Origin of the sequence: Clostridium sp. CS001, assembly GCF_020443565.1 — a bacterium.
In the GTDB taxonomy this organism is placed as follows: domain Bacteria; phylum Bacillota; class Clostridia; order Clostridiales; family Clostridiaceae; genus Clostridium_AD.
Map to the genome: position 1 here is coordinate 46,175 of NZ_JAIZZN010000004.1, position 22,205 is coordinate 68,379.

The following is a 22,205-nucleotide window of genomic DNA, read 5'->3' on the forward strand; positions in this document are numbered from 1 at the left end:
ACATAGTTTATAAAACCTATATTATTATTGTTGCTTATATTAATCCTGCAAAAAAGGATTGTTTAACTTTTCACTATTTATGGTGCTACAAGACCCATGACCAGGATACACAATAGTCTCTTCTGGAAGCGACATCAGTTTTGATTTTATACTAGTAATTATAGTATTAAAATCTCCCCCTGAAAAATCCGTTCGTCCAATAGATCCACAAAAAAGTGTATCACCAGTGAAAACATAGTTTTCTATTAAAAAACACATTCCTCCAGGTGTATGACCAGGAGTATCTATGCAAATAACATCAATATCTGAAACTCTTATTACATCATCTTGTTTTAATAGTTTATCTGCTCCACCTTCAATAAGAGGCCCAAATAAGTGCTCACCATCAGTTATTAAATCATTATCATTTTTACTCATACATACGGTTGCATTTGTAATAGATTTAAGCTCTTCCACACCAGATGTATGATCCACATGACCATGAGTTAAAAGTATATATTTAACCTTTGCATCTATGGCCGCTATAGCTTTTAAAATGTCATCTACATCTCCACCTGGATCTATAACAACGGCTTCCTTAGTTTTCTTATCCATTACTATATAACAGTTTGCTCCATAAATTCCTGCGACAACTTTTCTAATCTCCATTTTATACCTCCAAGAAGTGTATTTTGCTATCTAAAAGTCTTTTTTGCTTTCTAAAAGTAAAGTTACCGGTCCATCGTTTTGTATATATACCTGCATATCTTCTCCAAAGTCTCCAGTTTTAACATCACCTAGAGCATCAACGCATTGTTTAACAAACTCTAAATATAATTCTTTAGCTTGTTCTCCACCTAATGCTCTCATGAAATTTGGTCTTCTACCTTTTCTACAGTCCCCATACAATGTAAATTGAGAAACTACAAGAAGCTCACCACCTACATCTATTAAGGACTTATTCATTTTCTCATCTTCTTCAAAAATTCTAAGGTTTAATATCTTATCTACTAGAAATTTGATATCCTCTTGAGTGTCTTCCTCACAAATTCCAAGAAGTACATTTAATCCAAAACCTATCTCACTAACAACTTTTCCATCAACTTCAACCTTTGATGATTTAACTCTTTGTACTACTGCTCTCATCGATCTCACTCCTAATTGTAATAAAACTATCTTATTAGTTTTTTATTCTGTAAACTTCAATTACACCAGCTAATTTATTTATTTTCTTTTGTAATTCTTTTAAGTGGTCTATATCTACAATTCTAAGCTTTATATTTATTAAAGCCACATTACCTTTTAATGTTTTTGCATTAAAAGAGTATAACTGTATTTTTGTTAATGTTATTATCTCCATAATGTCTGACAATAAGCCATACCTATCATCTGCTTTAACTTGGATTTCAGTGATATATCCTTTACCTTCACGTGACCCCCAGCTTACTTCAACTACTTTATTTGCTTCGTTATTTTTTAAAGCTGCTGCGTTCTTACAATCACGTCTATGAACAGAAACCCCTCTTCCCTTAGTGATATATCCCATTATTTCATCACCTAAAACAGGATTGCAACACTTAGCAAATCGTACAAGTAAATTGTCTGCCCCCTTGACTATTAGTCCTGAGGAATCTATTTTCTTTTTCTCATCTTCCTTTGAACTCTTAGTTATCTTGTGCTCGATGTCTTGTGCTGTCATATCTTCCTGTTTGTTTTTGTTTTCAAAAAACTCACGAAGTCTATTAACCACTGTAGAAGGCATAATATCTCCCACACCAACATAAGCAAATAAATCATCTAGCGTTCTAAAATTATATTTTTTATATATCTTATCCATAGGCTCTTCTTTTGCAATTTCTCCAAAGTTGTACCCTTGCCTTTTGGACTCTCTTTCTAATAATTCTTTTCCTTTTTCTATACTTTCTTCTCTTTTAGCTTTTTTAAACCAAGCTTTAATTTTACTTTTAGCATGATTGCTCTTTGTAATATTCAGCCAATCAATATTAGGCCCCTTAGGAGTAGGTGAAGTTATAATCTCAACTATTTCTCCAGTTTTTAAGTTATATTCTAAAGGTACCATTCTTCCATTTACCTTTGCACCCATGCACCTGTGCCCTATATCTGTATGTATTGTATATGCATAATCTATTGGGGTTGCACCAAGTGGTAGATTAATAACCTTACCCTTAGGTGTAAATATAAAAACTTCATCCGAGAATAAATCGGTTTTGAACCCTTCCATAAACTCTTCTGCATCAAAGGTTTCCCCTTGCCATTCAAGAATATCTTTAAGCCAAGAAAATTTAGAGTCAGAATTTTCAGAAGTACCCTCACTGCCTTCCTCTGCCTCTTCCTTATACTTCCAATGAGCAGCAATACCGTATTCTGCGGTTTTATGCATCTCATAAGTTCTAATTTGAATTTCAAAAGGCTTCCCGTGAGGTCCTATTACTGTAGAGTGCAATGACTGATACATATTAGGCTTTGGCATTGCAATGTAATCTTTAAATCTCCCTGGAATTGGTTTATAAACCGTATGTACTATACCTAGAGCCGCATAACAATTTCCAATATCATTAACCAAAATTCTAATTGCAGTCAAATCAAATACTTGGTCTATAGTCTTATTTTTTGTAACCATTTTTCTGTAAATACTATAAAAATGTTTTGGTCTCCCATCAATATCAGCTTCTATCCCAACAATGTCCAAGTTGAGTTTTAATTCTTGCATTATGTTAGTTATATTCTCTTCTCTCTCAACTCTTTTTTCTGCAATTTTTCTTACCAAGTTATAATATTCATTTGGATTTAAATATCTTAAAGACAGGTCCTCAAGTTCCCATTTGATTTTAGACATACCAAGCCTATGGGCTAACGGGGCATAAATATCCAAAACTTCTTTTGCCTTTAGTTTTTGATTTGCAACTGGCATGTATTTTAAAGTACGCATATTATGAAGCCTATCCGCTAGCTTAATAAGAATTACTCTAATATCTTTAGCCATAGCTAAAAGCATCTTACGAATATTATCAGCTTGTTCTTCTTGCTTTGTTTTATATTCTATCTGACCCAGTTTCGTAACACCCTCTACTAAATTTGCTACTTCTATGTTAAATTCTCTACTAACATCTTCAAATGTGTATATTGTGTCTTCAATTACATCATGGAGTAAGCCAGCAACAATTGTGCTAGTGTCAAGCCCCATTTCCGCTAAAATGCAAGCTACTTCTACTGGGTGCACAAAATAAGGCTCCCCCGACTCTCTCTTTTGCTCTTTATGTGCAGCATAAGAAAAATTAAAGGCCTTAATAATTAGCTCTTTATCTATATTATTACAATTATTCTCAATCTTATATAGCAATTTTTCCAACATGGCTTTACACTCCTAAAATGAAAGGCTGGTTTTATTAACCAGCCAATACTTTTTACTAATATTATATAATATCGTGTAGAATTATGCAATTTTAATTTAATGGCTTCTCAATTTAATATACCAAACTAAATATTGTATTTTACAAGAGAGGTTATATCATAACCTTGCAACTTATCTTTCCCATTAAGTTCAGTTAATTCAACTACAAAATTCAAGGAAACAACTTCTCCTCCCATTTGTTCAATAAGCTTTGTTACTGCAGCTACCGTGCCTCCTGTGGCAAGCAAGTCGTCAATTATAGCTACCTTTTGTCCAGGTTTTATTGAATCCTTATGGATTTCAAGTTTATCACTGCCATATTCAAGGTCATACTCAACTGCCATGGTATCATAAGGTAATTTACCTGGTTTTCTAACTGGTACAAAACCTACACCAAGAGCATAAGCTACTGGTACTCCAAATAAAAATCCTCTTGCCTCTGGTCCTACTATGATGTCTACATTTTTATCCTTAAGGTCTTCAACTATTTTATCTATAGTAACCTTAAGTGCCTCTCCATCTTGAAGTAACGTTGTTATGTCCTTAAAACTAATACCTTTCTTGGGGAAGTCTTCTATTATTCTAATACTATTTCTTAAATCCACGATGATTCCTCCTAAAATAAAATCGTAGCGCCTAGACACTAATATTTCATTATATTCTATACAGCTCATTATATATTATAATGTCTTATATATGCAACTTAAAGATTATGTATTCTCCAACTCAAGAATGAGACTATTTTTCAGTTCTTTAGCTAAATATTTTGATATCTGAAGCGCCCTAGAACTGTCTGAGGTAGTAAAAAGTTCAACTGCAATTTTAGCATTATCCATTCTTCCAATAGGATTAATAGTTGGCATTACCGTTAATGCTAGTTTTGATACTGTGTCTTCATTAATAACATTAATGTTGTGGGTTTTCTTTAGTGCGCAAATTCCATAATTATGTGTAGAATTTAATTGCTTCATACCTTCTTCAATAAATACTTTGTTTTCACTGTCTATATATGCTTTACTAGAAATAGTTCCTATCATCACTAAATCTATGTATTTATTAATGGACTTCATTTTGTAGTAAGATGAAATAGCTTGAGCTAGTTTAAACGTCACTCCGCATGTGCATAATCCCTTGAAAGGGTAATTACAACCCTTCTGCTTTGGATTGACAACAATGGTATTAGGAGCTTGTTTAATAGGATCGTGGAAATCTGTAATTATAACATCTATCCCCATGTGGTTACATAGTTCTACTTCACTGAAAGAATTTGTGCCACAACCCACAGTTATTATAAGCGCTGGCCCTAAGTACTTTATATGGTTAATAATATCTTTTTCATTTAAATTACGGCTTTCTGTAGGTTCGCTTGGTATAAAATACTCAACATCAGCATTTAAAAACTTCAGCACTAACATCAATAATGAAATTGCAGTAATACCGTCCACATCATAGAAGCCATAAATGACAATTTTTTCTCTCATATTTATAGCTTTCACAATTCTATATAATGCATCCTCCATTCCTTTTAGTAAGAATGGATCATACATATTATAATTTATAAAGTCATTGTTACTCTTTTGCATGTTTTTAATATAATCCACCTTAAAAGCTCCTCAAATTTAATTGAAACAAAACTAATTATAATTTAAATTCGTAATTTTTACAAATACTTTTTAAAAGTAATAAAAAAAGACAAAGAAGTACTTGATACATCATACTTCTCTGTCTTTAATTTTTAGCCATTTAAATCAAACTTTATCTTACACAATCTTTAGCTTGTAATTTATTCTTTTATAGGGCCTAAATTCTTTTTCTTTCTCTTAAGCAGGTACCAAACAGGACTTGCTATGAAAATTGAAGAATAACATCCAACTAATATACCTATTATTAAAGGACCACTTAGTTCTCTAATAGATGGCACAAATACATATACCGAAACTATAGTAAATAAAGTCGTAGCAACTGTATTTATTGATCTTGACATTGTTTGTGTAATACTCACATCAACAACTTCTTCAAGTGGTGCTTTTCTCATATTCTTTTGATTTTCTCTTATTCTATCAAATATAACAATTGTATCATTAATAGAATAACCAACAATAGTCAAAATAGCGGCTATAAACGCAGAGTTTACAGGTATTTGGAATACTGCATATACTCCAACAGTAATTAAAATATCATGTAATAATGCAATTACAGCTGCGGCACCAAATTTAAGTTCAAATCTAAATCCAATGTAAGCTAACATACAAATGGTAGCAATAATTAAACCAGTTATCGCTTTTGATTTTAACTCATTACCAACTGATGCACCAATAGTATCCTGTGAGACTAATTCGCTTTTTTTAAATTCAGCTTTAATCTCTTTTGTCATGACTGCTATTTCCTCAGGTGACAGCGCATCACTTTTTATTGTTATTTCTATGTTCTTTGCATCATCTACTGTTTTAGATAAGTATTCATTCTTTGCATGTTTATCAATTATCTTATCCACATCTGCTTTAACAAATGTTTGATTCATCTTAAAATCAAGTACTGTTCCACCTTTAAAGTCTATACCTAGATTTAATCCATTAGTTACCATGAATCCCATTCCTATTACAATTACGATCAGAGAAATAGCAAACCATAGTTTAGTTTTTTCAACTATCTTTAGCATATGCTTACCCCCTCTTCACGCCAAAATGAGATGTTTTGCTTAAAAGTCCCATTTCAACAGCTAATTTTAATAAGAATTTAGTGCTAGTAAGTGCTGTAAATACACTTATAACTATACCAATCATGAGCGTTAGTGCAAATCCTTTAACTGCGCCTGTTCCAACTGTATATAGAACTAAAGCCGCAATTATTGTTGTAATATTTGAATCTAATATTGATGATAATGCTCTATGAAAACCAGCCTCTACTGAGGATTTTATTGACTTTCCAGTTTTAAGTTCTTCTTTTATTCTTTCAAATATCAACACATTGGCATCTACCGCCATACCTACCGTAAGTAGGAATCCTGCTATACCTGAAAGTGTTAAAGTAGCATTAATAGCTGAGAATGTACCTAGAACTAAAACTACATATAAAGTTAAAGATATATTTGCTATCATACCTGGTGCTCTATAATATAAAAGCATAAATAAGAATATTAATAATATTCCTACTGCTCCAGCTTTAATACTTAATGGTAATGCATTTGCACCTAAAGTAGCTCCAACTGTTTTAACAGAAACAGCTTTTAAAGTTACAGGCAATGCTCCTGATTTAATAATTTGAGCTTGTCTTGAGGCTTCCTCCATTGAGCTACTTCCTGTTATAACAGCTTTACCGTCCGAAATAACCGCTTGAACTGTAGGACTAGTTAACTCTTTTTCATCCATGAATATAGTAATTTGTTGCCCTAAAAACTTTTGTGTTGCATCTGCAAATTTAGTCTTTCCTGTTTCATTAAGTTCAAGACCTATTGTAGGTTTATTAGCCTCACCTGGATATGCAGTGGCATCCTTAACATCTTTACCAGTAAGAATTGTCACCTTATCCGGGCCTACAAATTTAAGTTCTCCTGATTTCCCAACAGTTTCAAGAATTTCCTTAGAATCAAATACACCTGGTATCTCAATTCTAATTCTATTATTGCCTTCTTTTGCAACTAATGTCTCGCTAACTCCCATGCTATTAACTCTCATGGAGATAAGCTCAATTGTTCTGTCTAAGGTTTTCGAATCTACTTTATCACCTTCAACCTCCTCAAGCACTGAGATTCCACCTTGAAGGTCTAATCCTTTATTTATTGTTTCAGTAAATGGTTTAAATCTATACACTCCTATTTTAGCTCCAGAAAATCCAATATATGCCATTATGGCAACTACTATAACACTGGTCAAAAATAGTATGCTACTCTTTCTCTTTTTCATCTTTATCCCCCTTCGCTGCTTATTCATAAATACAATTATATTACGATTATCAAAATTAGTCAATATAAGGTAAATTTAATTATTTTCCGTGGTTTTTGCCTTTAAAGCTATAGCACACTCTATTCTTTTCTTTTGCATCTGGCATCCAATTTCATAAGGAATATGCATATCCCCATTAAAGTTAAAGTTATTGGCTTGACATCCGCCACTGCAATAAAATTTAGCCCAGCAATCATTACATTTAGGTTTGTTGTAAATATGGGCTGTTTTAAACTCTTGAACCATTTTTTCATTGTTTATTCCGTTATATATATCTCCAATTAGGAAATCTTCATTGCCTACAAATTGATGACAAGGGTATATGTCTCCATCTGGTGTAATCGCCACGTATTCATGACCTGCTCCACAACCTGAAATCCTTTTATAAACACAAGGTCCACCTTGCAAATCAATATTAAAATGATAAAACTTAAACTCATTCCCATCCTTATGTCTTTGAAGCATATCTGCATATAACTTATCGTATTGCTCAAAGATAACTGGCAAATCCTCTTCTCTTAGTGAAAGTTCATGCTCATTTGGAAGTACTACTGGTTCTATTGAGATTTCTTTAAATCCTAAATCCGCCATATGCTTTACATCTTTGTAAAAATCAGTATTTTCCCTAGTGAAAGTCCCTCTTACATAATAAGCCTTAGACTTATCTCTCATATTAACCATCTTTTGAATATTAGGAAGTATTCTATCGTATGACCCGCTTCCATCTACTCTTGTTCTAACCTTATCATTAACAGATTTTCTACCATCTATGCTAAGTACTATATTACCCATATTTTCATCCATGTATTTCATAATTTCATCATTAAGTAACGTAGCATTAGTTGTCATAGTAAATCTTATAAGCTTTTTATGAAGTTTTTCCTGCACCTTAGCATACTCCACTATTTCTTTTATTGTATCAAAAGCCATAAGTGGTTCTCCGCCAAATAAATCAACCTCAATATTTTTTCTTGGCCCGGACTTTTCTATAACAAAATCTATTGCTTTCTTTCCTACTTCTGCGGACATTACCTTTCTTGCTCCATGGTACTCGCCCTCATCAGCAAAACAGTATTTACATCTTAAATTACAATCATGTATTATGTTGAGGCACAAAGCCTTTATGTATGATTCCGTGTCTCCACTGTCCATTGCAATTGTCTCGTATAAATCTTTTGTGTATATCATTTCGCCATTAATTAAACTTTGAATCTCGTTATAAACTTCTTCAATATCTTCTACACTATGTTTACCTTTAAAGATTTCTATTAATTCTTCTTTCTCTTTAAGGGAGTTTTCATCTAAAAGATCATAAACTATTTCATCAACTACATGTAGTGCTCCAGAGTTTACATCAATTACGTAATATTCGCCATCTTGAATGAATTTATGAATTAGTGACAATTTATCCCTCCTAACTAAATTTAAAGCAGTAACCCAAAGTTACTGCTACATTAATGATATTAGTTTTCGCAAGCTAAGTTAGCTACAGTGCAAGAAGTTTTACATGCTGATTGACATGAATTAGCACATTCCTTACATCCTGGCTTTTTCAAGCTTTCTTTAATGTTTGATTTGTTTATAGTTTTTATATGCTTCATTTTTATTCCTCCATTCGTAAAGTTCACTGGTCAATTATATCACAATATCTTGTTCAAATAAAGTAGTCTTTATAGATTTATCCCAAGCATTCCAGAAAAAGTACCTATACCTAACGCTAAAATGGTTCTTACTATTTCCCTCATGCCAATATCAGCACCTCCACCACCAACCACTTTCACCAAATATAAAACTATCATGTAAGTAGCGGCAACCATTATACCCATAAGCCATCCCTTTTCACCTGCTTTTTTTGCAGCAAATACTGATCCATAAAGCACGCTAAGTAATGTAATTACAATATAGAACACAGATGTCACTTTCATGCTAGGTGACAAATAACTCGTTACTACAGAATAAATAACTAAAACAATTAAGGTTAAAAGAGCAGCCCTAAAAGTTCCTTCTGCAGCACAAGAATACTTTATTTTATTTCCCATGTAAATCCCCCCTTTTATGTATTTCAACGAAAAAATGTTTTTAGTTGAAATCTATAATATTAATTATGATTAAAAAGGGGGTTTTATTACTTAATCTTCTACTTTTTCTCTAACATATCAGCACTGTTTGAATTTAAAACTGCAGATATTCCATTCTTAGATAATTTAATTCTAGCTCTATCAGGGCCACTTTCAAGTATAATGTGGTCATCTTGTAGATTGATGATTTTTCCCATTATACCCCCTTTAGTCATTATCTCATCATTTACTTTTAAATTATTTAAAAGTGCAGCATATTTTTTCTTCCTTTTGTTTTCTGGTATGAATACCACTAAATAAAATAAACCAAGCATTAATATGATAGGTAATAAAGATACTAATTGTGCCATTTATGCTCCCCTCCTTCCTATTTTTATAAATTATAATAAAACAATTGCCCATTAAAAATTAATTCCTAAAGAATTTATAATATTCTTTATTGTTACTTTTATAGGATAATCATATTATACCAAACTATTATACTTTTCCACTCCACTGAGCTAATTTCTCAGATTTAAATTCTTCAAAACAATCATTGTCAATTGCAGATCGTATATCTTCCATAAGCTTATTATAGAAGTATAAGTTATGGAGCACACAAAGTCTCATTGCTAACATTTCTTTTGCCTTAAATAAATGCCTTATGTAAGCCCTTGTGTAATGTTTACAAGCAGGGCACTCACATCCTTCATCAATAGGAGCAGTATCTAATTCAAATTTAGCATTAATTATATTTATTTTACCATCTTTAGTAAACAAATGTCCATGCCTACCATTTCTTGCTGGCAATACACAATCGAAAAAGTCTACCCCTCTTGCTACAGCTTCTAAAATATTACTAGGAGTACCTACTCCCATAAGATAAATTGGTTTATCCTCTGGCAAATGCGGAACCACTGCATCAATTATTCTATACATCTCTTCATGGGTTTCCCCCACTGCAAGGCCACCAATAGCATATCCATCTAAGTTCATCTTTGTAATAGTTTTAGCATGCTCAATTCTAATATCCTCAAAAGTTTCTCCTTGGTTTATACCAAATAGCATCTGCTTTTTATTTATTGTATCAGGAAGAGAATTTAATCTATCCATTTCTACCTTACATCTCTCTAGCCACCTTGTGGTTCTTGCCACTGAATCGACTACATATTCCCTAGTAGATGGACTAGGAATGCATTCATCAAAGGCCATAGCAATTGTAGATGCTAGGTTGCTTTGTATCTGCATACTTTCTTCTGGTCCCATAAATATTTTTCTCCCATCTATGTGTGAGTTAAAGTAAACTCCTTCTTCCTTAATCTTTCTCATTGCTGCAAGAGAGAATACTTGAAATCCACCTGAATCTGTAAGAATAGGTCTATCCCAATTCATAAATTTGTGGATTCCTCCCATTTGTTTTACTACTTTATCTGAAGGTCTTAAGTGTAGGTGATAAGTGTTTGATAATTCTACTTGGCAATTAATTTCTTTTAAATCCATACTAGAAACCGCACCTTTAATAACTGCTTGGGTCCCTACATTCATAAATACAGGTGTTTGAATAGTTCCATGCGGTGTCGTAAACTCACCACGTCTTACTTTACCACTTTTTTTAAGTAATTTATACATATCTATCCTTCTTTCTATACAATAATTAAGAAATAATTTTAATACTTAATTATTTACCAAGACATCTTTGGCTTTATTTTTTTAGTCTACATTAATATAAAAACATGGCATCTCCAAAACTAAAGAATCTATATCCTTCTTTTACCGCCATATTATATGCGCCCATAACTAAGTCCTTTCCAGCAAAAGCACTAACTAGCATTATTAGTGTAGATTCTGGCAAATGAAAATTAGTTATTAAAGCATTTACAATCTTGAATTTATATCCTGGATATATAAAAATATCTGTCCATCCAGATTTCGCGTGAAGCTTACCGTTTTCGTCTGCTATACTCTCTAGTGTTCTATTTGAAGTAGTTCCTACAGCAATTATTCTCCCACCCTTTTCTTTTGCCTGATTAATTATCTCAGCAGTTTCACTGCTGAGCACGTAGTACTCCGAGTGCATTTCATGATCTTCCACTGTTTCGGCTTTTACAGGTCTAAAAGTACCAAGGCCTATATGCAATGTTACAAAGGTAACTATAACGCCCTTATTTTTAATTTCAGTTATCAAGTCTTCAGTAAAATGAAGCCCCGCAGTTGGTGCTGCTGCAGACCCAACCTCTTTTGAAAATACAGTTTGGTATCTTTCTTTGTCCTCTAATTTTTCGGTTATATATGGCGGTAGTGGCATCTCTCCAAGTTTATCTAAAACCTCTTCAAAGATTCCTACAAACTCAAATCTCACTATTCTACTCCCACCTTCAGAAATACTTATAATCTCTGCTTTCAATTCTCCATTTCCAAAAATAAACCTTGATCCTATCTTCGCCCTTTTCCCTGGTTTAACTAGAGTTTCCCAATGATCTTTATCTATTCTCTTTAGGAGTAAAAACTCCATTTTACCCTCGGTTCCCTCTTTCATTCCTAAGAGCCTTGCAGGTAAAACTCTAGTATCGTTTAGAACCAAACAATCTCCTGGATTTAAATAATCTATTATATCCTTAAACTGCTTGTGCTCTATTGCTTTATTAGTTTTATTAACCACCATAAGCCTTGATTCATCTCTTTTTTCAAGTGGATGTTGACCTATAAGCTCTTCTGGTAAATCAAAATAAAAATCTGTTACTTTCAAAAAACTACACCCTTTCTTTATAAACCATTTAATTTTTATTGTGTTATTTGTCAAATATAGTAAGTTGCTTAAGGTTTTTGTGCTTATTCGGTTTTTTCATAGTCCTATTTAAATGCTCATATGCCTTTTCTGAAGCCATTCTTCCTCTTGGAGTCCTTATTATAAATCCCTTTTGAATTAAATAAGGTTCATAAACATCCTCTAGGGTTCCAATCTCTTCTCCTATAAAATAAGATAAAGTTTCTATGCCTACTGGTCCACCTTTAAAATTATCTATGATAGCTTCAAGCATCTTATTATCTATCCTATCAAAGCCTTCACTGTCTATTTCAAGAAGTTCTGCGGCAGCTTTTGCTAAATTTAAATCAATAACCCCATTACCTTTAACATCACAATAATCGCGAACCCTTTTAAGTAAACGGTTGGCAATCCTTGGGGTACCCCTTGAACGCTTTGCAATTTCAACCGCTGCACTTTCAGTAATACCAACCTTTAAAATAGATGCAGAGCGTACTATTATTTCTTTGAGCTCATCCTGCGTATAGTATTCCATTGCACTAAGAACACCAAATCTATCACGAAGAGGAGCCGTTAATAACCCTATTCTAGTGGTTGCACCAATAAGTGTAAACTTCGGCAAATCTAATCTAATAGATTTTGCTGAAGCTCCTTTTCCTATTACAATATCTAGTGCATAATCCTCCATAGCAGGATATAATATCTCTTCTACTGATCTATTAAGCCTATGTATTTCATCAATAAAAAGCACATCATAATCGCTTAAACTAGTTAAAATAGACGCCAAGTCTCCTGCCCTTTCAATGGCTGGACCAGAGGTTACCTTTAAGTTACCATTCATTTCTCTTGCAATAATATTAGCAAGTGTTGTCTTCCCAAGTCCAGGCGGCCCATATAAAAGCACATGATCAAGAGCTTCTTCTCTATTTTGAGCTGCTTTAATAAATATGTTTAATTTTTCTTTTATCTTATATTGGCCGATATATTCACTAATCCTTTGGGGCCTTAGGGAATATTCTGATTCTGTATCCTCTTCAATAATAGAAGAAGTAATAATTCTTTCCTCTATATCATCCATTCTATACCCACCTTAGTTAATTAAATGTTTTGTTAGTTCATTAAATACTTCAAACACTCTTTAATTATATTTTCAAGGGATTGTTCTTTATTTATAGCTTTTAGCGCTTTTTCAGCTTCCTTTTCAGAATAACCAAGGGACATAAGCGCTCCAAAAACCTCTATAAGTTTTCTATCCTCCACTAAATCAGTACCTGAAAGTTGTGATAAATTATTAACTTCCGTTTGCTCAATATGAATTTTTTCTCTTAGTTCAAGAATTATTCTTTGAGCAATTTTTTTCCCTATTCCTGGTGCTCGTACAATAGTTTTTTCATCTCCAGACACAATAGCGTATTTAAGGCTTGAAACGCTACAAATAGAAAGCAGTGATAAGCCTGCTTTTGCACCAACTCCATTGGTGCTAATTACAAGGCTAAACATATCTATCTCATCTTTTGTTAGAAATCCGTATAGTCCAACAAAATCTTCTCTAACAATTTGCTTTATATATAATAACACACTTTCATTAGTTTTAGGCATTTTTGCCATAGTACTTCCAGAGGTGTATATTTTATAACCAATACCATTATTATCTATAACAACATAGTCTTTATTAATGCCTACAAAAATTCCTTTTATATACTCATACATAATATCTTCTCCTTGCTAGTTTTGGGATAGATATTAATTATTATCCACCCTATTTACATAATGACTATATTATACTTTACCACCTAACTGCTATTAATTCAATAATTAAGATAGATAAGCCACTTATATAAATTAAAAAACCTCAAGAAATGTGTTTTTCTTAAGGTTTTTTAATGTTCCTATTTGCGGTTTTCTAAGATTTTAATAAGCTCATTGCAAAATCAAAAGCCTTTTCAGGAGTTTTAAATTCCCACTTTTCATACTCTTCACTTTCTTCCATGTACTCACTACCATCACCGTCTTTGGTATGCTTTTTACCACGAATTAAATTATCCACTAACCCGTCTTTTTCTTTTAAATCTTCCAATTTGATATATTGTAATTCACCTACATCTTCTGTTACAAAGTCATATTTACTCTGCTTACCATCTGCTAAGAATATATTAGAATTAAATAGTTTATGAGCTATTATGTTTCCATCTTTGTCTGTTTTATAAATTGTTACTAGATCTTCATATACGCCTAAGAAATATCTATTAGCGCTATAACTGTATCTATCACTATTATTAACAAGAATTATTTCAGAATTACTCATTCTTTCGGTAATATAGCCTTGATTTTTAAAAAACTCATCAACCTCTACTTGTGTTTTTTTAATTAGTTCACTAGATTCATTAAAATGTTTTTCAAGCACTAAATTCCTCACTTCAATATCTTTATATTTAATTTTAAAAATATATTTTGCACCTTCCATAACTTTCGGCAAACTAGCACTAATAGTTACTGATGTTTGACTTGAATTATCACTCTTTGCAGCTAATCTTAAATATGGCAATGAACCATATGTTTCAAGCCTTAAATTGTTTTTGATTATATAGTGAGCAAAAGAATAGCTACTAGCAAAAAAAACAATTAGCAGAAATGTTAAAGATATCTGTAAGATCCTTCTATTTTTCATATTACCCCTCCTCATTTTGAATTATGTCCATGTGAAGGGGAATTTATACATTAATTTTAAATATTTTAATCACATCTATTGACCTTTTCAACACAATGTCTAATAATGTATATGTAATTGTTTTAAATAGTATTTTACACTTAGGAGGATTTGAATGCTAAATTGGAAAAAAAGAAAGTCGAAACTCAATCATATTGACATGGAAAATAGTATTATAAATGATAATACCTCACACACTTTGTCTAGAAATAAGCTTGCAGTTTTAAAACATAATCAAGGACGTATTGTAACTAAATTAAGTAACAAAATCGATGAAACTGGTTTTGCGGCAGAAAATTTAATAGGCATTACCAACAACATTAATCAGTATGTAGAGATTCAGATGACTTCTATTGACAAATTAGTAAATGAAATTACTAATTATTCTGCTTTAGCGGAAGAAGTATTGGCAAGCACCGAAAACTCAAAGCAAATAGCAGAACAAACTATGGAAATAGCAAAAGAAGGGAGTAAGGCTGTAGATAACTCTATTTTGGCTATGAGCGAAATAGAAGTTTCTGTAGATGATACAAAGCTAGTTGTTATGGATCTTAACAAAAAGTCTGAACATATTAATGAAATGCTAGAAGTTATTAAAGATATAGCTAATCATACAAATCTACTTTCTTTAAACGCTTCTATTGAAGCAGCAAGAGCTGGGGAAGCCGGTCGTGGCTTCACTGTAGTTGCTCAAGAAGTTAAAAAGCTAGCTGAGAGAAGCGTTGAATCTGCCGGATTTATTTCTAAAACAATAAGTGAGATAAATGCTAGCATTGCACATACAATTAATGCCATGGACAAGACAACTGCAAAAGTAAAAGAAGGAACTGAAATAGCTAATAATACAATGTTAGTTTTTCATGACATTATAAAAGCTGTTCAAACTAGCACTAATGTAACGGCTGAGATAAATCTTGCTTTAGCAAATCAAACAGAAAACTTAGAAAATGTTATAAGCTCCACAGAGGAAATGAGCCAAACTTCTGAAAACCTATTATCAATGGTAGAATCAGCTTCTTTAAACACTCAATACACAAAAACATCTCTTAGCATTCTATCGGAAGTTTCACATGATTTAAAATACATATCCGATAAACTACTAGAGGAAATATCTGTAGACACTAAAGAGGCATCTGTACTTAGAACCTGTTTGCACGCAGCACCACTTTCCTTTGATCCAGCCCTTGCTATGGATCAAGAAAGTGGACAAGTAATTGTAAATGCACATGCAGCTCTACTAACCTTTGGATCAACTGGAGAAATTTCTCCCGGTATTGCGAAAAGTTGGTATGTAGAAGAGGACCATTTAACTTGGATTTTTAACTTGCGAAAAGGTGCAAAATTTCAAAATGGCCGCGAACTTACTGCTACTGATATTAAATTTACATTTGAAAGAGTTTTAAGTCCCACATTAAAATCTCCAAATAGTTGGTTCCTTGAGAACCTGGAAGGGGCTACTGAATATTTAAATGGTCGTGCCAAAGAAGTTATTGGAATAAAGGTACTTGATAAGTATAGAATTTCACTTAAACTTACTGTTCCATATACAGGATTCTTGTTAAACCTTGGACAATACTGTTGTTCTATTATTGCAAAAGAAGAGCTGGAGAAAGGTAAAATTGTAGGTTGTGGTCCATTTATTTTAGAAGAGACAACCCCTAATGATTGTACTCTAGTAGCCTTTAATGACTACTTTGGCGGTGCTCCTTATGCAGACAAAATCCATATTGAATTTAATCCTAAAAACGCTGCTGAGAACTTTTTAAATAAACAATACAATTTTATGACAGTGGATAATAAAACACTTATGGAAAGTTTAAAACATGCTGAATCTTCTTCAATTAATTTGAAAGATGTTATGGGTACTTATTATGCTGGTTTCAATTTGAAAAGTAGCTCCCCCTTTATTCAAGATGTAGAAATAAGACGAGTTTTGAATCATGCTATTGATAGAAAAAGAATTATTAAAGAAGTTTTAGGTGGTATGGCCATAGAAGCTAGGGGCCCCTTTCCAACTAGCATAATAGATAATAAATATTTACCTTCTTATGATTATAATCCTAATATGGTAAAGGATTTAATATCTAGAAAAAGATTGTCTTCCCCAAAAATTAAACTTCTTATGAGAGAAGGTAGCGTTGATACTGTTTTTAATAAAATTACACAATATGTAATTGAAGATTTAAATAAAGTTGGAATTGAGTGTATAATTCAAAAGGTTCCTGCAGATAAGTATTTTGCAAACATAATTAGTTCAGATTTCTTCATAAGTAGGTGGATAGCTGATACTGGGGACCCTGACAATTTCCTTCAACCTAATTTTAATCCAACAAATTATACTGACTTTACCGGCTACAATAATGAAGAGGTTTTGGAAATGATGAACGTAGCTAAAAAGATAATAAATCCACTTAAGAGAAATAAAATTTATGAGGATATACAAAAGAGTATTATTAATGACAGCCCATGGCTTTCCCTATACCATCCTCAAATGGCTATAGCTACTAATTCTGGAGTGCTCGGCGTAAGGCTAAATCCACTGGGAATGGTGAGATTTGAGGATATTGCTATAGAATAACACTTCTATTTTCAAAAATAAATCATCATAAAGATTTAGATCTCTATGATGATTTATTAATTATACTTTAACTAAAAGTTCTCAAATAGTATATTGTTTTCTAAATGTATATGCTCAAATAAATCAAGTTCAATCTCTTTCAACTTTTTATAAGTGAATTCAAAAGTTGCACATACATCTTTAGGTATGCTATAGTGGTCTGTAACTTCTCTTAGCTCTTTTAAAATATCCCCTGCGCCGATATGCTCTTTTTCTATATCATCTATAAGTTTTAGTGCAGCACTTTTAACTTCTTCATTTTTTCCATCCTCATATTTTATTATAAGTGGAAATAAAAATTCTTCTTCTTTCACTAAATGCTCTTCTAATTCTGTTCTTAAATTATTAAATAATCTGTGCACCTTAAATAACTCTTCATGGTGTTTTCCGTGTACATTTAATATTTTTAAAACTAGCTCTGATATTTTAGGTAGTTCCATATTTAAATATACATGATGGGTGTTTACCACGTATTCTATTAATTTGCTTGGACTTTCTTTTGCCCAATCTGTAAACTTCTCATTGTTTTCTGTAAAACCTTGATATTTATTATTTAACTCTTCCATTAATTTTAGCTCGTCTAACCCTTGACTCATTATTGCTTCACTTAATGGTCTATCTCCTCCACAACAAAAATCTACATTATACTTATAAAATATTTCACTTGCACCTGGAAATATTGCAACGATTTGTCCAATAGGGTCTTGCACTTTAAATTTATTATTCATAAATAGCCTCCTAAATTTATTTGTGATTTATTTGTGATTTATTTGTAGGTAACTAACAATTATTTATTGTTAGATTCCTTAATGTTCTTACTATAGTCTTATTATAGCATCTACTTTATTATAAATCTGTGATTCAAATCAATATTTAGTTGCTTTAAATAAAACAAAAACATCTAAGGTAAGTTAGATGCTTTCGTGTCTCTGTGCATACTAAGTAAAATACTCAATGATTGCTTTATCAAAGCTATCATTTATCAGCTGTGAAATATAATTTTTTATTTCTTCACTATCAGGCTTTTGATAGACATACTTAAACTTGCCATAAGGTCCCCATTTTAATTGTCTTACTTCTTCATTTAAATCAAGCTTGGTATTCTTAAATCTTTGAACTATTAGTTCTTTTGCCGCCTTTGTAAATCTATGTTGTATTAGTTCAAAGCTTATTTCTTCGTTATAATCAGCTATTGCTATTTTTAATGTTTCAAATAGCTCTTTATATTCTTGCTTCCAATTGTTATATATCATTATAGGCGCAATTATAAATCCTATTGGATATCCAGCAGATGCTATCTTTTTAACAGCTTCTATTCTTTCATTAAAAGTAGATGTATTGTGTTCGAAGTTATTTATGACGTAATGTGTATTTAAAGTGAATCTAAACTTAGTATGCTTATTATGTTCTATTTTTAAAAAGTAATCTACATTATCAAACTTAGTTACAAGTCTAAGTCTACCATTCTGACTTTTCCCGAAAAATTCTATACAAGTTTTTAGGTTGCCACTTAAGTGTTCAAGAGCAATGGGGTCAGTTATGCTTGCACATTCAAAAGTAGTAATATTAGGTACGTTTTTATCTATATAACTTTGAATAACCGCTAAAATTTCTTCCACATTCATAAATATTTTCATGAAGGGTTTTTCACCTTGAGTTGTCTGCAGATAGCAATATTCACAATTAGCTGGACATGAACTTGATAGTGAGAATTGATAATCTGCAGACGGTTTGCAACTTACTAATTTTTTTTGATTATTTATTGTAAAAAGTATGGTCTTTTTAGCCATTGCATAATTTTTCTCGGGAGATTCGCAATCAATTAATACTTTTTTAGAATTAACAATAGGAACATTTATACTCTGTAAGTACTCTGTTAATTTTCCTCCTACATCATACTTTAGAACTTTGGGATCTATATATGCAATATCTGGTATAAATAGTTTCATTATTTTCACCTCAATAAGTATTATTTTATTTAATAAGGTTATTTATGCACTTTAGCTCACATAAAATCATCCCTTAGTTGCAATTCATTGCGTTCATTTTGTAACTACAATGCAAATATAGGGAGAATGGTATAATAAAAATACACCATTCTCCCTATATTTAAGCTCTGAGTGCAACAAGCACCCCTTATTTAGTATTATATTTATTTAATACTTTCTTTTTCAATTTCACACCTAGAGTTTCGTTTATAAATCTATCAATTATTTCTTCCTTAGTAGCTTTGCCTTCTACAAATACATTATATCTCTTGCAAAGCTTACCTAGTTCGCCTTTACTTATATCACAAGTATTAATAAAGCTTTTTGCAGCTTTAATACTAGTCATAACTATTATACGTTTATATATTTCATCATTAGTCATTATTGCACCTCAAATCTCTTATTTATCAAATATATTATAAGATATATTGAAATAAATAACAAGGAATTATGCCTATATAACAATACTTAGCTATTGTTATGATTTTTATTATCATGTAATACTTGGTCAATTACAATTACTAGCGCCAATATAAAGGCATAGTTTTCTTGTTCACTTATGTCAATTTCATAAGTATCTCCCCACGAAAGCCATTGCTTTGTTATTGTTGCAATTGTATTTCCGTTTTTAGTCATTGAAAAATCATGTGCAAGAAAATCTCCCTCAATATCAATGTTCCCCATATTGCTATCTATGTGGAACTTGCTACTAAAGAATGTAAATTCTTTTTTCACTGTAGCAGCATAATTTCCACTCAAGTATATGTTATATTCCGGAAGTAACTTAAATAATTTTTGTTCTATATATACAATCTCATTGTTATACATATCGTAAATTCGCAGCTTATTTCCAAGTGAGAAAACCTTTCCTTCTACATTGAAAACATCAATACCTGAACCATCCTTAATACTAAACTTCTCCCCTATTGAAAAAACTTTCTGCCTAATGTAAAACTTCATATAAATTACCCCCTTAAAAATTGTATTTATGTGTTTATTTTGTTTTAAGAAGAACATAGAAATCAAAGTTCTTAGTTTCAATTTTACCACTTGATGAATTTTTGTTTCCCGATATGTTGTTAAATTGGATCTTAATTTTCACATCTTTATTTTCATCTTCAAAAGTCATTTCATTTTGAGGAAAGTTTTCTTCTTTTTGATTAAACCCATACTTATCTATAAGTTTATCTGCAAAAACTTGTAAATCTACTTTGTATAGATCAGCTCCATCTTTAGTAACCTTTAGTATACTTGAATTATAATCAAAGTAAATATTTAAATCTGCACTTGTTGGTATCTGCATTCCATTGTTTCTTGTTCCATAAAAATACTCATATCCTTTTATATCAATTAGTTCTGATGAACCCGCAGAATTAAAAAAGAAATATTCGTTATTTTCTCCATAATACTCATCAGTGTATTTTATCCCTAAAACCTTCTCAATTTCAGCTATTTTGAAGTCTTTTGGCAATTGTTTAACATCACTTAAGCTGTGATTTCTTTCAAAATAATTAAGAATACTACTTATATTTCGTGCATCCACTTCGGATACCACCGTACTTGCTTTAATTACTTTGTTATCTTTAATCATGTTGTTTTTAACAAATATTTGATCTAGCCTCTTACTTTGGCTGTGCTTTGAAATTGTATAGCTACTAACAGGCCCAAACACAGATATAAAGGTTATAATTGCAAGTGATAGTGGAAGTACTATATTTCTTAGTTTTTTTGCAAATGCAAAATAAATCATAACTAAAAATACCCATATACCAAGTGCTACAACATAGTATCTATTTTCAGTTACGCCATATGCATTGATTCTTATACCTATAGAAATAAACATCATCACTATTAGTGGAAGAATTGCCTTTGGAAAATAACTCATATATCTTCTTGTCCAACCCTTTTCATTCAGTAATGGTGTTATGAAAAAAAGTACTGCTGCACTTATTGCGGAATACCATAGAACAAGATGAGATACTAAACCCTCTGGCCACTGCCTTGTGATAATTATCTTTCCAAAATATATATATAATATTATTGTGTATACTGAAATAAGTGGCATTATGATATATAACACAAGGACCTTAAGAAGACGTGAATAATCATCTAGAGATAATACTTCTTTTTTTATTGGAATACCTGCCAGTAAAAATGATGGTGCAAATATGCCAGTAACACAGAGAAATGTGTAATAGTAAAGCTCACTTCTAATGTTAATTCCGAGTAGTTCATCTATTGTAAAGAGAATTGCTATAAGCCCAAGATATAAAACAAGTGAATATAAAACTGTAGTGAAAAATCTAGTAAAAATCTTTACAACATAAAGTTCAAAATCCCGACCACTTGGAAAATATGCTATGCAAAGAAAAACTAAATAAAGTATTAGACTAACTGCAACATATCTTGACATTGAAATCATTCCTATATCCTCTAATAAGAAAAAATAATACAGTACTAGTAATACCGCTCCTCCCACATATGAAGCATATAGTGACATATCTGCGTAACTCTCTGATCTTTCAAAATAAAGCTTAATGCATAAGGAGAGTGGAACCCCAAGGGCAAGTATCATTGTTACTCTACCAAGAGTTTCTATAAAATCACTACTAGCATCTGGTCTTATTTCTGATATATAAATAAGCATTATGACACAAACCATTGAAATACCAATGGTCAGTGGAAATCTTTTAATACTGTTTTTAATACCCTTTAATATGCCTTTAAATAATCCCTTCAC

Annotated in this window: 22 protein-coding genes; 1 reads left to right on the forward strand and 21 read right to left on the reverse strand. The window is 31.7% G+C overall.

The features are described 5' to 3' along the window. Positions 1 to 39: 39 nt before the first annotated feature. The 16 genes from LGK97_RS04225 to LGK97_RS04300 form a co-directional block, all read right to left on the reverse strand. On the reverse strand, positions 40 to 648 hold the full coding sequence (locus LGK97_RS04225) for an MBL fold metallo-hydrolase (RefSeq protein WP_226258500.1): 609 nt from the start codon (positions 646 to 648) through the stop codon (positions 40 to 42). A 30-nt stretch (positions 649 to 678) separates the two neighbouring features. Beyond that, a complete protein-coding gene (gene dtd, locus LGK97_RS04230) occupies positions 679 to 1,125 on the reverse strand; it encodes a D-aminoacyl-tRNA deacylase (protein WP_226258501.1) in 447 nt (148 codons plus the stop codon). 34 nt (positions 1,126 to 1,159) lie between these two features. Then, on the reverse strand, positions 1,160 to 3,352 hold the full coding sequence (locus LGK97_RS04235) for a RelA/SpoT family protein (RefSeq protein ID WP_226258502.1): 2,193 nt from the start codon (positions 3,350 to 3,352) through the stop codon (positions 1,160 to 1,162). 125 nt (positions 3,353 to 3,477) lie between these two features. Beyond that, a complete protein-coding gene (locus LGK97_RS04240) occupies positions 3,478 to 3,996 on the reverse strand; it encodes an adenine phosphoribosyltransferase (protein ID WP_226258503.1) in 519 nt (172 codons plus the stop codon). A 105-nt stretch (positions 3,997 to 4,101) separates the two neighbouring features. Beyond that, complete coding sequence (locus LGK97_RS04245; RefSeq protein ID WP_319001549.1) at positions 4,102 to 4,992, reverse strand: DHH family phosphoesterase; 891 nt, start codon at positions 4,990 to 4,992, stop codon at positions 4,102 to 4,104. A gap of 182 nt (positions 4,993 to 5,174) precedes the next feature. Further along, the gene (gene secF / locus LGK97_RS04250; protein WP_226258504.1) at positions 5,175 to 6,050 is read right to left on the reverse strand and encodes a protein translocase subunit SecF; all 876 of its coding nucleotides are present in this window, start codon (positions 6,048 to 6,050) and stop codon (positions 5,175 to 5,177) included. Between the two features lie 4 nt (positions 6,051 to 6,054). Beyond that, positions 6,055 to 7,320 (reverse strand): protein translocase subunit SecD, encoded by a 1,266-nt coding sequence (gene secD / locus LGK97_RS04255; RefSeq protein ID WP_226258505.1) that lies wholly within the window; start codon positions 7,318 to 7,320, stop codon positions 6,055 to 6,057. A gap of 48 nt (positions 7,321 to 7,368) precedes the next feature. Further along, entirely contained in the window at positions 7,369 to 8,736 is a 1,368-nt protein-coding gene (gene scfB, locus LGK97_RS04260; protein ID WP_226258506.1) for a thioether cross-link-forming SCIFF peptide maturase, read from the reverse strand. Between the two features lie 59 nt (positions 8,737 to 8,795). After that, entirely contained in the window at positions 8,796 to 8,933 is a 138-nt protein-coding gene (gene scfA / locus LGK97_RS04265) for a six-cysteine ranthipeptide SCIFF (RefSeq protein ID WP_017414649.1), read from the reverse strand. Positions 8,934 to 9,002: 69 nt separating this feature from the next. Continuing rightward, positions 9,003 to 9,371, reverse strand: a complete 369-nt coding sequence (locus tag LGK97_RS04270; protein ID WP_226258507.1) for a TIGR04086 family membrane protein — start codon at positions 9,369 to 9,371, stop codon at positions 9,003 to 9,005. A gap of 98 nt (positions 9,372 to 9,469) precedes the next feature. Further along, positions 9,470 to 9,760 carry a preprotein translocase subunit YajC gene (yajC, locus tag LGK97_RS04275; RefSeq protein WP_226258508.1) on the reverse strand — a complete coding sequence of 97 codons (291 nt, stop codon included), beginning with the start codon at positions 9,758 to 9,760 and terminating at the stop codon, positions 9,470 to 9,472. 127 nt (positions 9,761 to 9,887) lie between these two features. Next, a complete protein-coding gene (gene tgt / locus LGK97_RS04280; RefSeq protein ID WP_226258509.1) occupies positions 9,888 to 11,018 on the reverse strand; it encodes a tRNA guanosine(34) transglycosylase Tgt in 1,131 nt (376 codons plus the stop codon). 91 nt (positions 11,019 to 11,109) lie between these two features. Beyond that, on the reverse strand, positions 11,110 to 12,135 hold the full coding sequence (gene queA, locus LGK97_RS04285; RefSeq protein WP_226258510.1) for a tRNA preQ1(34) S-adenosylmethionine ribosyltransferase-isomerase QueA: 1,026 nt from the start codon (positions 12,133 to 12,135) through the stop codon (positions 11,110 to 11,112). A 43-nt stretch (positions 12,136 to 12,178) separates the two neighbouring features. After that, complete coding sequence (gene ruvB, locus LGK97_RS04290; protein WP_226258628.1) at positions 12,179 to 13,222, reverse strand: Holliday junction branch migration DNA helicase RuvB; 1,044 nt, start codon at positions 13,220 to 13,222, stop codon at positions 12,179 to 12,181. 41 nt (positions 13,223 to 13,263) lie between these two features. Continuing rightward, positions 13,264 to 13,863: a Holliday junction branch migration protein RuvA gene (gene ruvA, locus LGK97_RS04295; protein ID WP_226258511.1), complete on the reverse strand. Its 600-nt coding sequence runs from the start codon at positions 13,861 to 13,863 to the stop codon at positions 13,264 to 13,266. 193 nt (positions 13,864 to 14,056) lie between these two features. Further along, on the reverse strand, positions 14,057 to 14,821 hold the full coding sequence (locus LGK97_RS04300; RefSeq protein ID WP_226258512.1) for a hypothetical protein: 765 nt from the start codon (positions 14,819 to 14,821) through the stop codon (positions 14,057 to 14,059). Between the two features lie 154 nt (positions 14,822 to 14,975). Between LGK97_RS04300 and LGK97_RS04305 the strand changes: the two genes are divergently transcribed. Next, positions 14,976 to 17,438 carry an ABC transporter substrate-binding protein gene (locus LGK97_RS04305; RefSeq protein WP_226258513.1) on the forward strand — a complete coding sequence of 821 codons (2,463 nt, stop codon included), beginning with the start codon at positions 14,976 to 14,978 and terminating at the stop codon, positions 17,436 to 17,438. Positions 17,439 to 17,509: 71 nt separating this feature from the next. On the opposite strand, the gene ric is transcribed toward LGK97_RS04305, so the two are convergent. From ric to LGK97_RS04330, 5 genes are all read right to left on the reverse strand, one after another. After that, positions 17,510 to 18,205, reverse strand: coding sequence for an iron-sulfur cluster repair di-iron protein (gene ric / locus LGK97_RS04310; protein ID WP_226258514.1), 696 nt, complete (start codon positions 18,203 to 18,205; stop codon positions 17,510 to 17,512). A 210-nt stretch (positions 18,206 to 18,415) separates the two neighbouring features. Then, positions 18,416 to 19,426: a spore photoproduct lyase gene (gene splB / locus LGK97_RS04315; RefSeq protein ID WP_226258515.1), complete on the reverse strand. Its 1,011-nt coding sequence runs from the start codon at positions 19,424 to 19,426 to the stop codon at positions 18,416 to 18,418. Positions 19,427 to 19,613: 187 nt separating this feature from the next. After that, positions 19,614 to 19,847: a hypothetical protein gene (locus LGK97_RS04320; protein WP_226258516.1), complete on the reverse strand. Its 234-nt coding sequence runs from the start codon at positions 19,845 to 19,847 to the stop codon at positions 19,614 to 19,616. An 86-nt stretch (positions 19,848 to 19,933) separates the two neighbouring features. Beyond that, positions 19,934 to 20,425 carry an LURP-one-related/scramblase family protein gene (locus LGK97_RS04325; RefSeq protein WP_226258517.1) on the reverse strand — a complete coding sequence of 164 codons (492 nt, stop codon included), beginning with the start codon at positions 20,423 to 20,425 and terminating at the stop codon, positions 19,934 to 19,936. A 34-nt stretch (positions 20,426 to 20,459) separates the two neighbouring features. After that, entirely contained in the window at positions 20,460 to 22,205 is a 1,746-nt protein-coding gene (locus LGK97_RS04330; protein ID WP_226258518.1) for a DUF4153 domain-containing protein, read from the reverse strand.

Excerpts from the sequence above, each read along its gene's own strand:
- LGK97_RS04225 (WP_226258500.1), bottom strand. The coding sequence starts at position 648 with ATGGAGATTAGAAAAGTTGTCGCAGGAATTTATGGAGCAAACTGTTAT.
- dtd (WP_226258501.1), bottom strand. The coding sequence starts at position 1,125 with ATGAGAGCAGTAGTACAAAGAGTTAAATCATCAAAGGTTGAAGTTGAT.
- LGK97_RS04235 (WP_226258502.1), bottom strand. The coding sequence starts at position 3,352 with ATGTTGGAAAAATTGCTATATAAGATTGAGAATAATTGTAATAATATA.
- secF (WP_226258504.1), bottom strand. The coding sequence starts at position 6,050 with ATGCTAAAGATAGTTGAAAAAACTAAACTATGGTTTGCTATTTCTCTG.
- secD (WP_226258505.1), bottom strand. The coding sequence starts at position 7,320 with ATGAATAAGCAGCGAAGGGGGATAAAGATGAAAAAGAGAAAGAGTAGC.
- scfA (WP_017414649.1), bottom strand. The coding sequence starts at position 8,933 with ATGAAGCATATAAAAACTATAAACAAATCAAACATTAAAGAAAGCTTG.
- LGK97_RS04270 (WP_226258507.1), bottom strand. The coding sequence starts at position 9,371 with ATGGGAAATAAAATAAAGTATTCTTGTGCTGCAGAAGGAACTTTTAGG.
- yajC (WP_226258508.1), bottom strand. The coding sequence starts at position 9,760 with ATGGCACAATTAGTATCTTTATTACCTATCATATTAATGCTTGGTTTA.
- tgt (WP_226258509.1), bottom strand. The coding sequence starts at position 11,018 with ATGTATAAATTACTTAAAAAAAGTGGTAAAGTAAGACGTGGTGAGTTT.
- ruvA (WP_226258511.1), bottom strand. The coding sequence starts at position 13,863 with ATGTATGAGTATATAAAAGGAATTTTTGTAGGCATTAATAAAGACTAT.
- LGK97_RS04300 (WP_226258512.1), bottom strand. The coding sequence starts at position 14,821 with ATGAAAAATAGAAGGATCTTACAGATATCTTTAACATTTCTGCTAATT.
- LGK97_RS04305 (WP_226258513.1), top strand. The coding sequence starts at position 14,976 with ATGCTAAATTGGAAAAAAAGAAAGTCGAAACTCAATCATATTGACATG.
- ric (WP_226258514.1), bottom strand. The coding sequence starts at position 18,205 with ATGAATAATAAATTTAAAGTGCAAGACCCTATTGGACAAATCGTTGCA.
- splB (WP_226258515.1), bottom strand. The coding sequence starts at position 19,426 with ATGAAACTATTTATACCAGATATTGCATATATAGATCCCAAAGTTCTA.
- LGK97_RS04320 (WP_226258516.1), bottom strand. The coding sequence starts at position 19,847 with ATGACTAATGATGAAATATATAAACGTATAATAGTTATGACTAGTATT.
- LGK97_RS04325 (WP_226258517.1), bottom strand. The coding sequence starts at position 20,425 with ATGAAGTTTTACATTAGGCAGAAAGTTTTTTCAATAGGGGAGAAGTTT.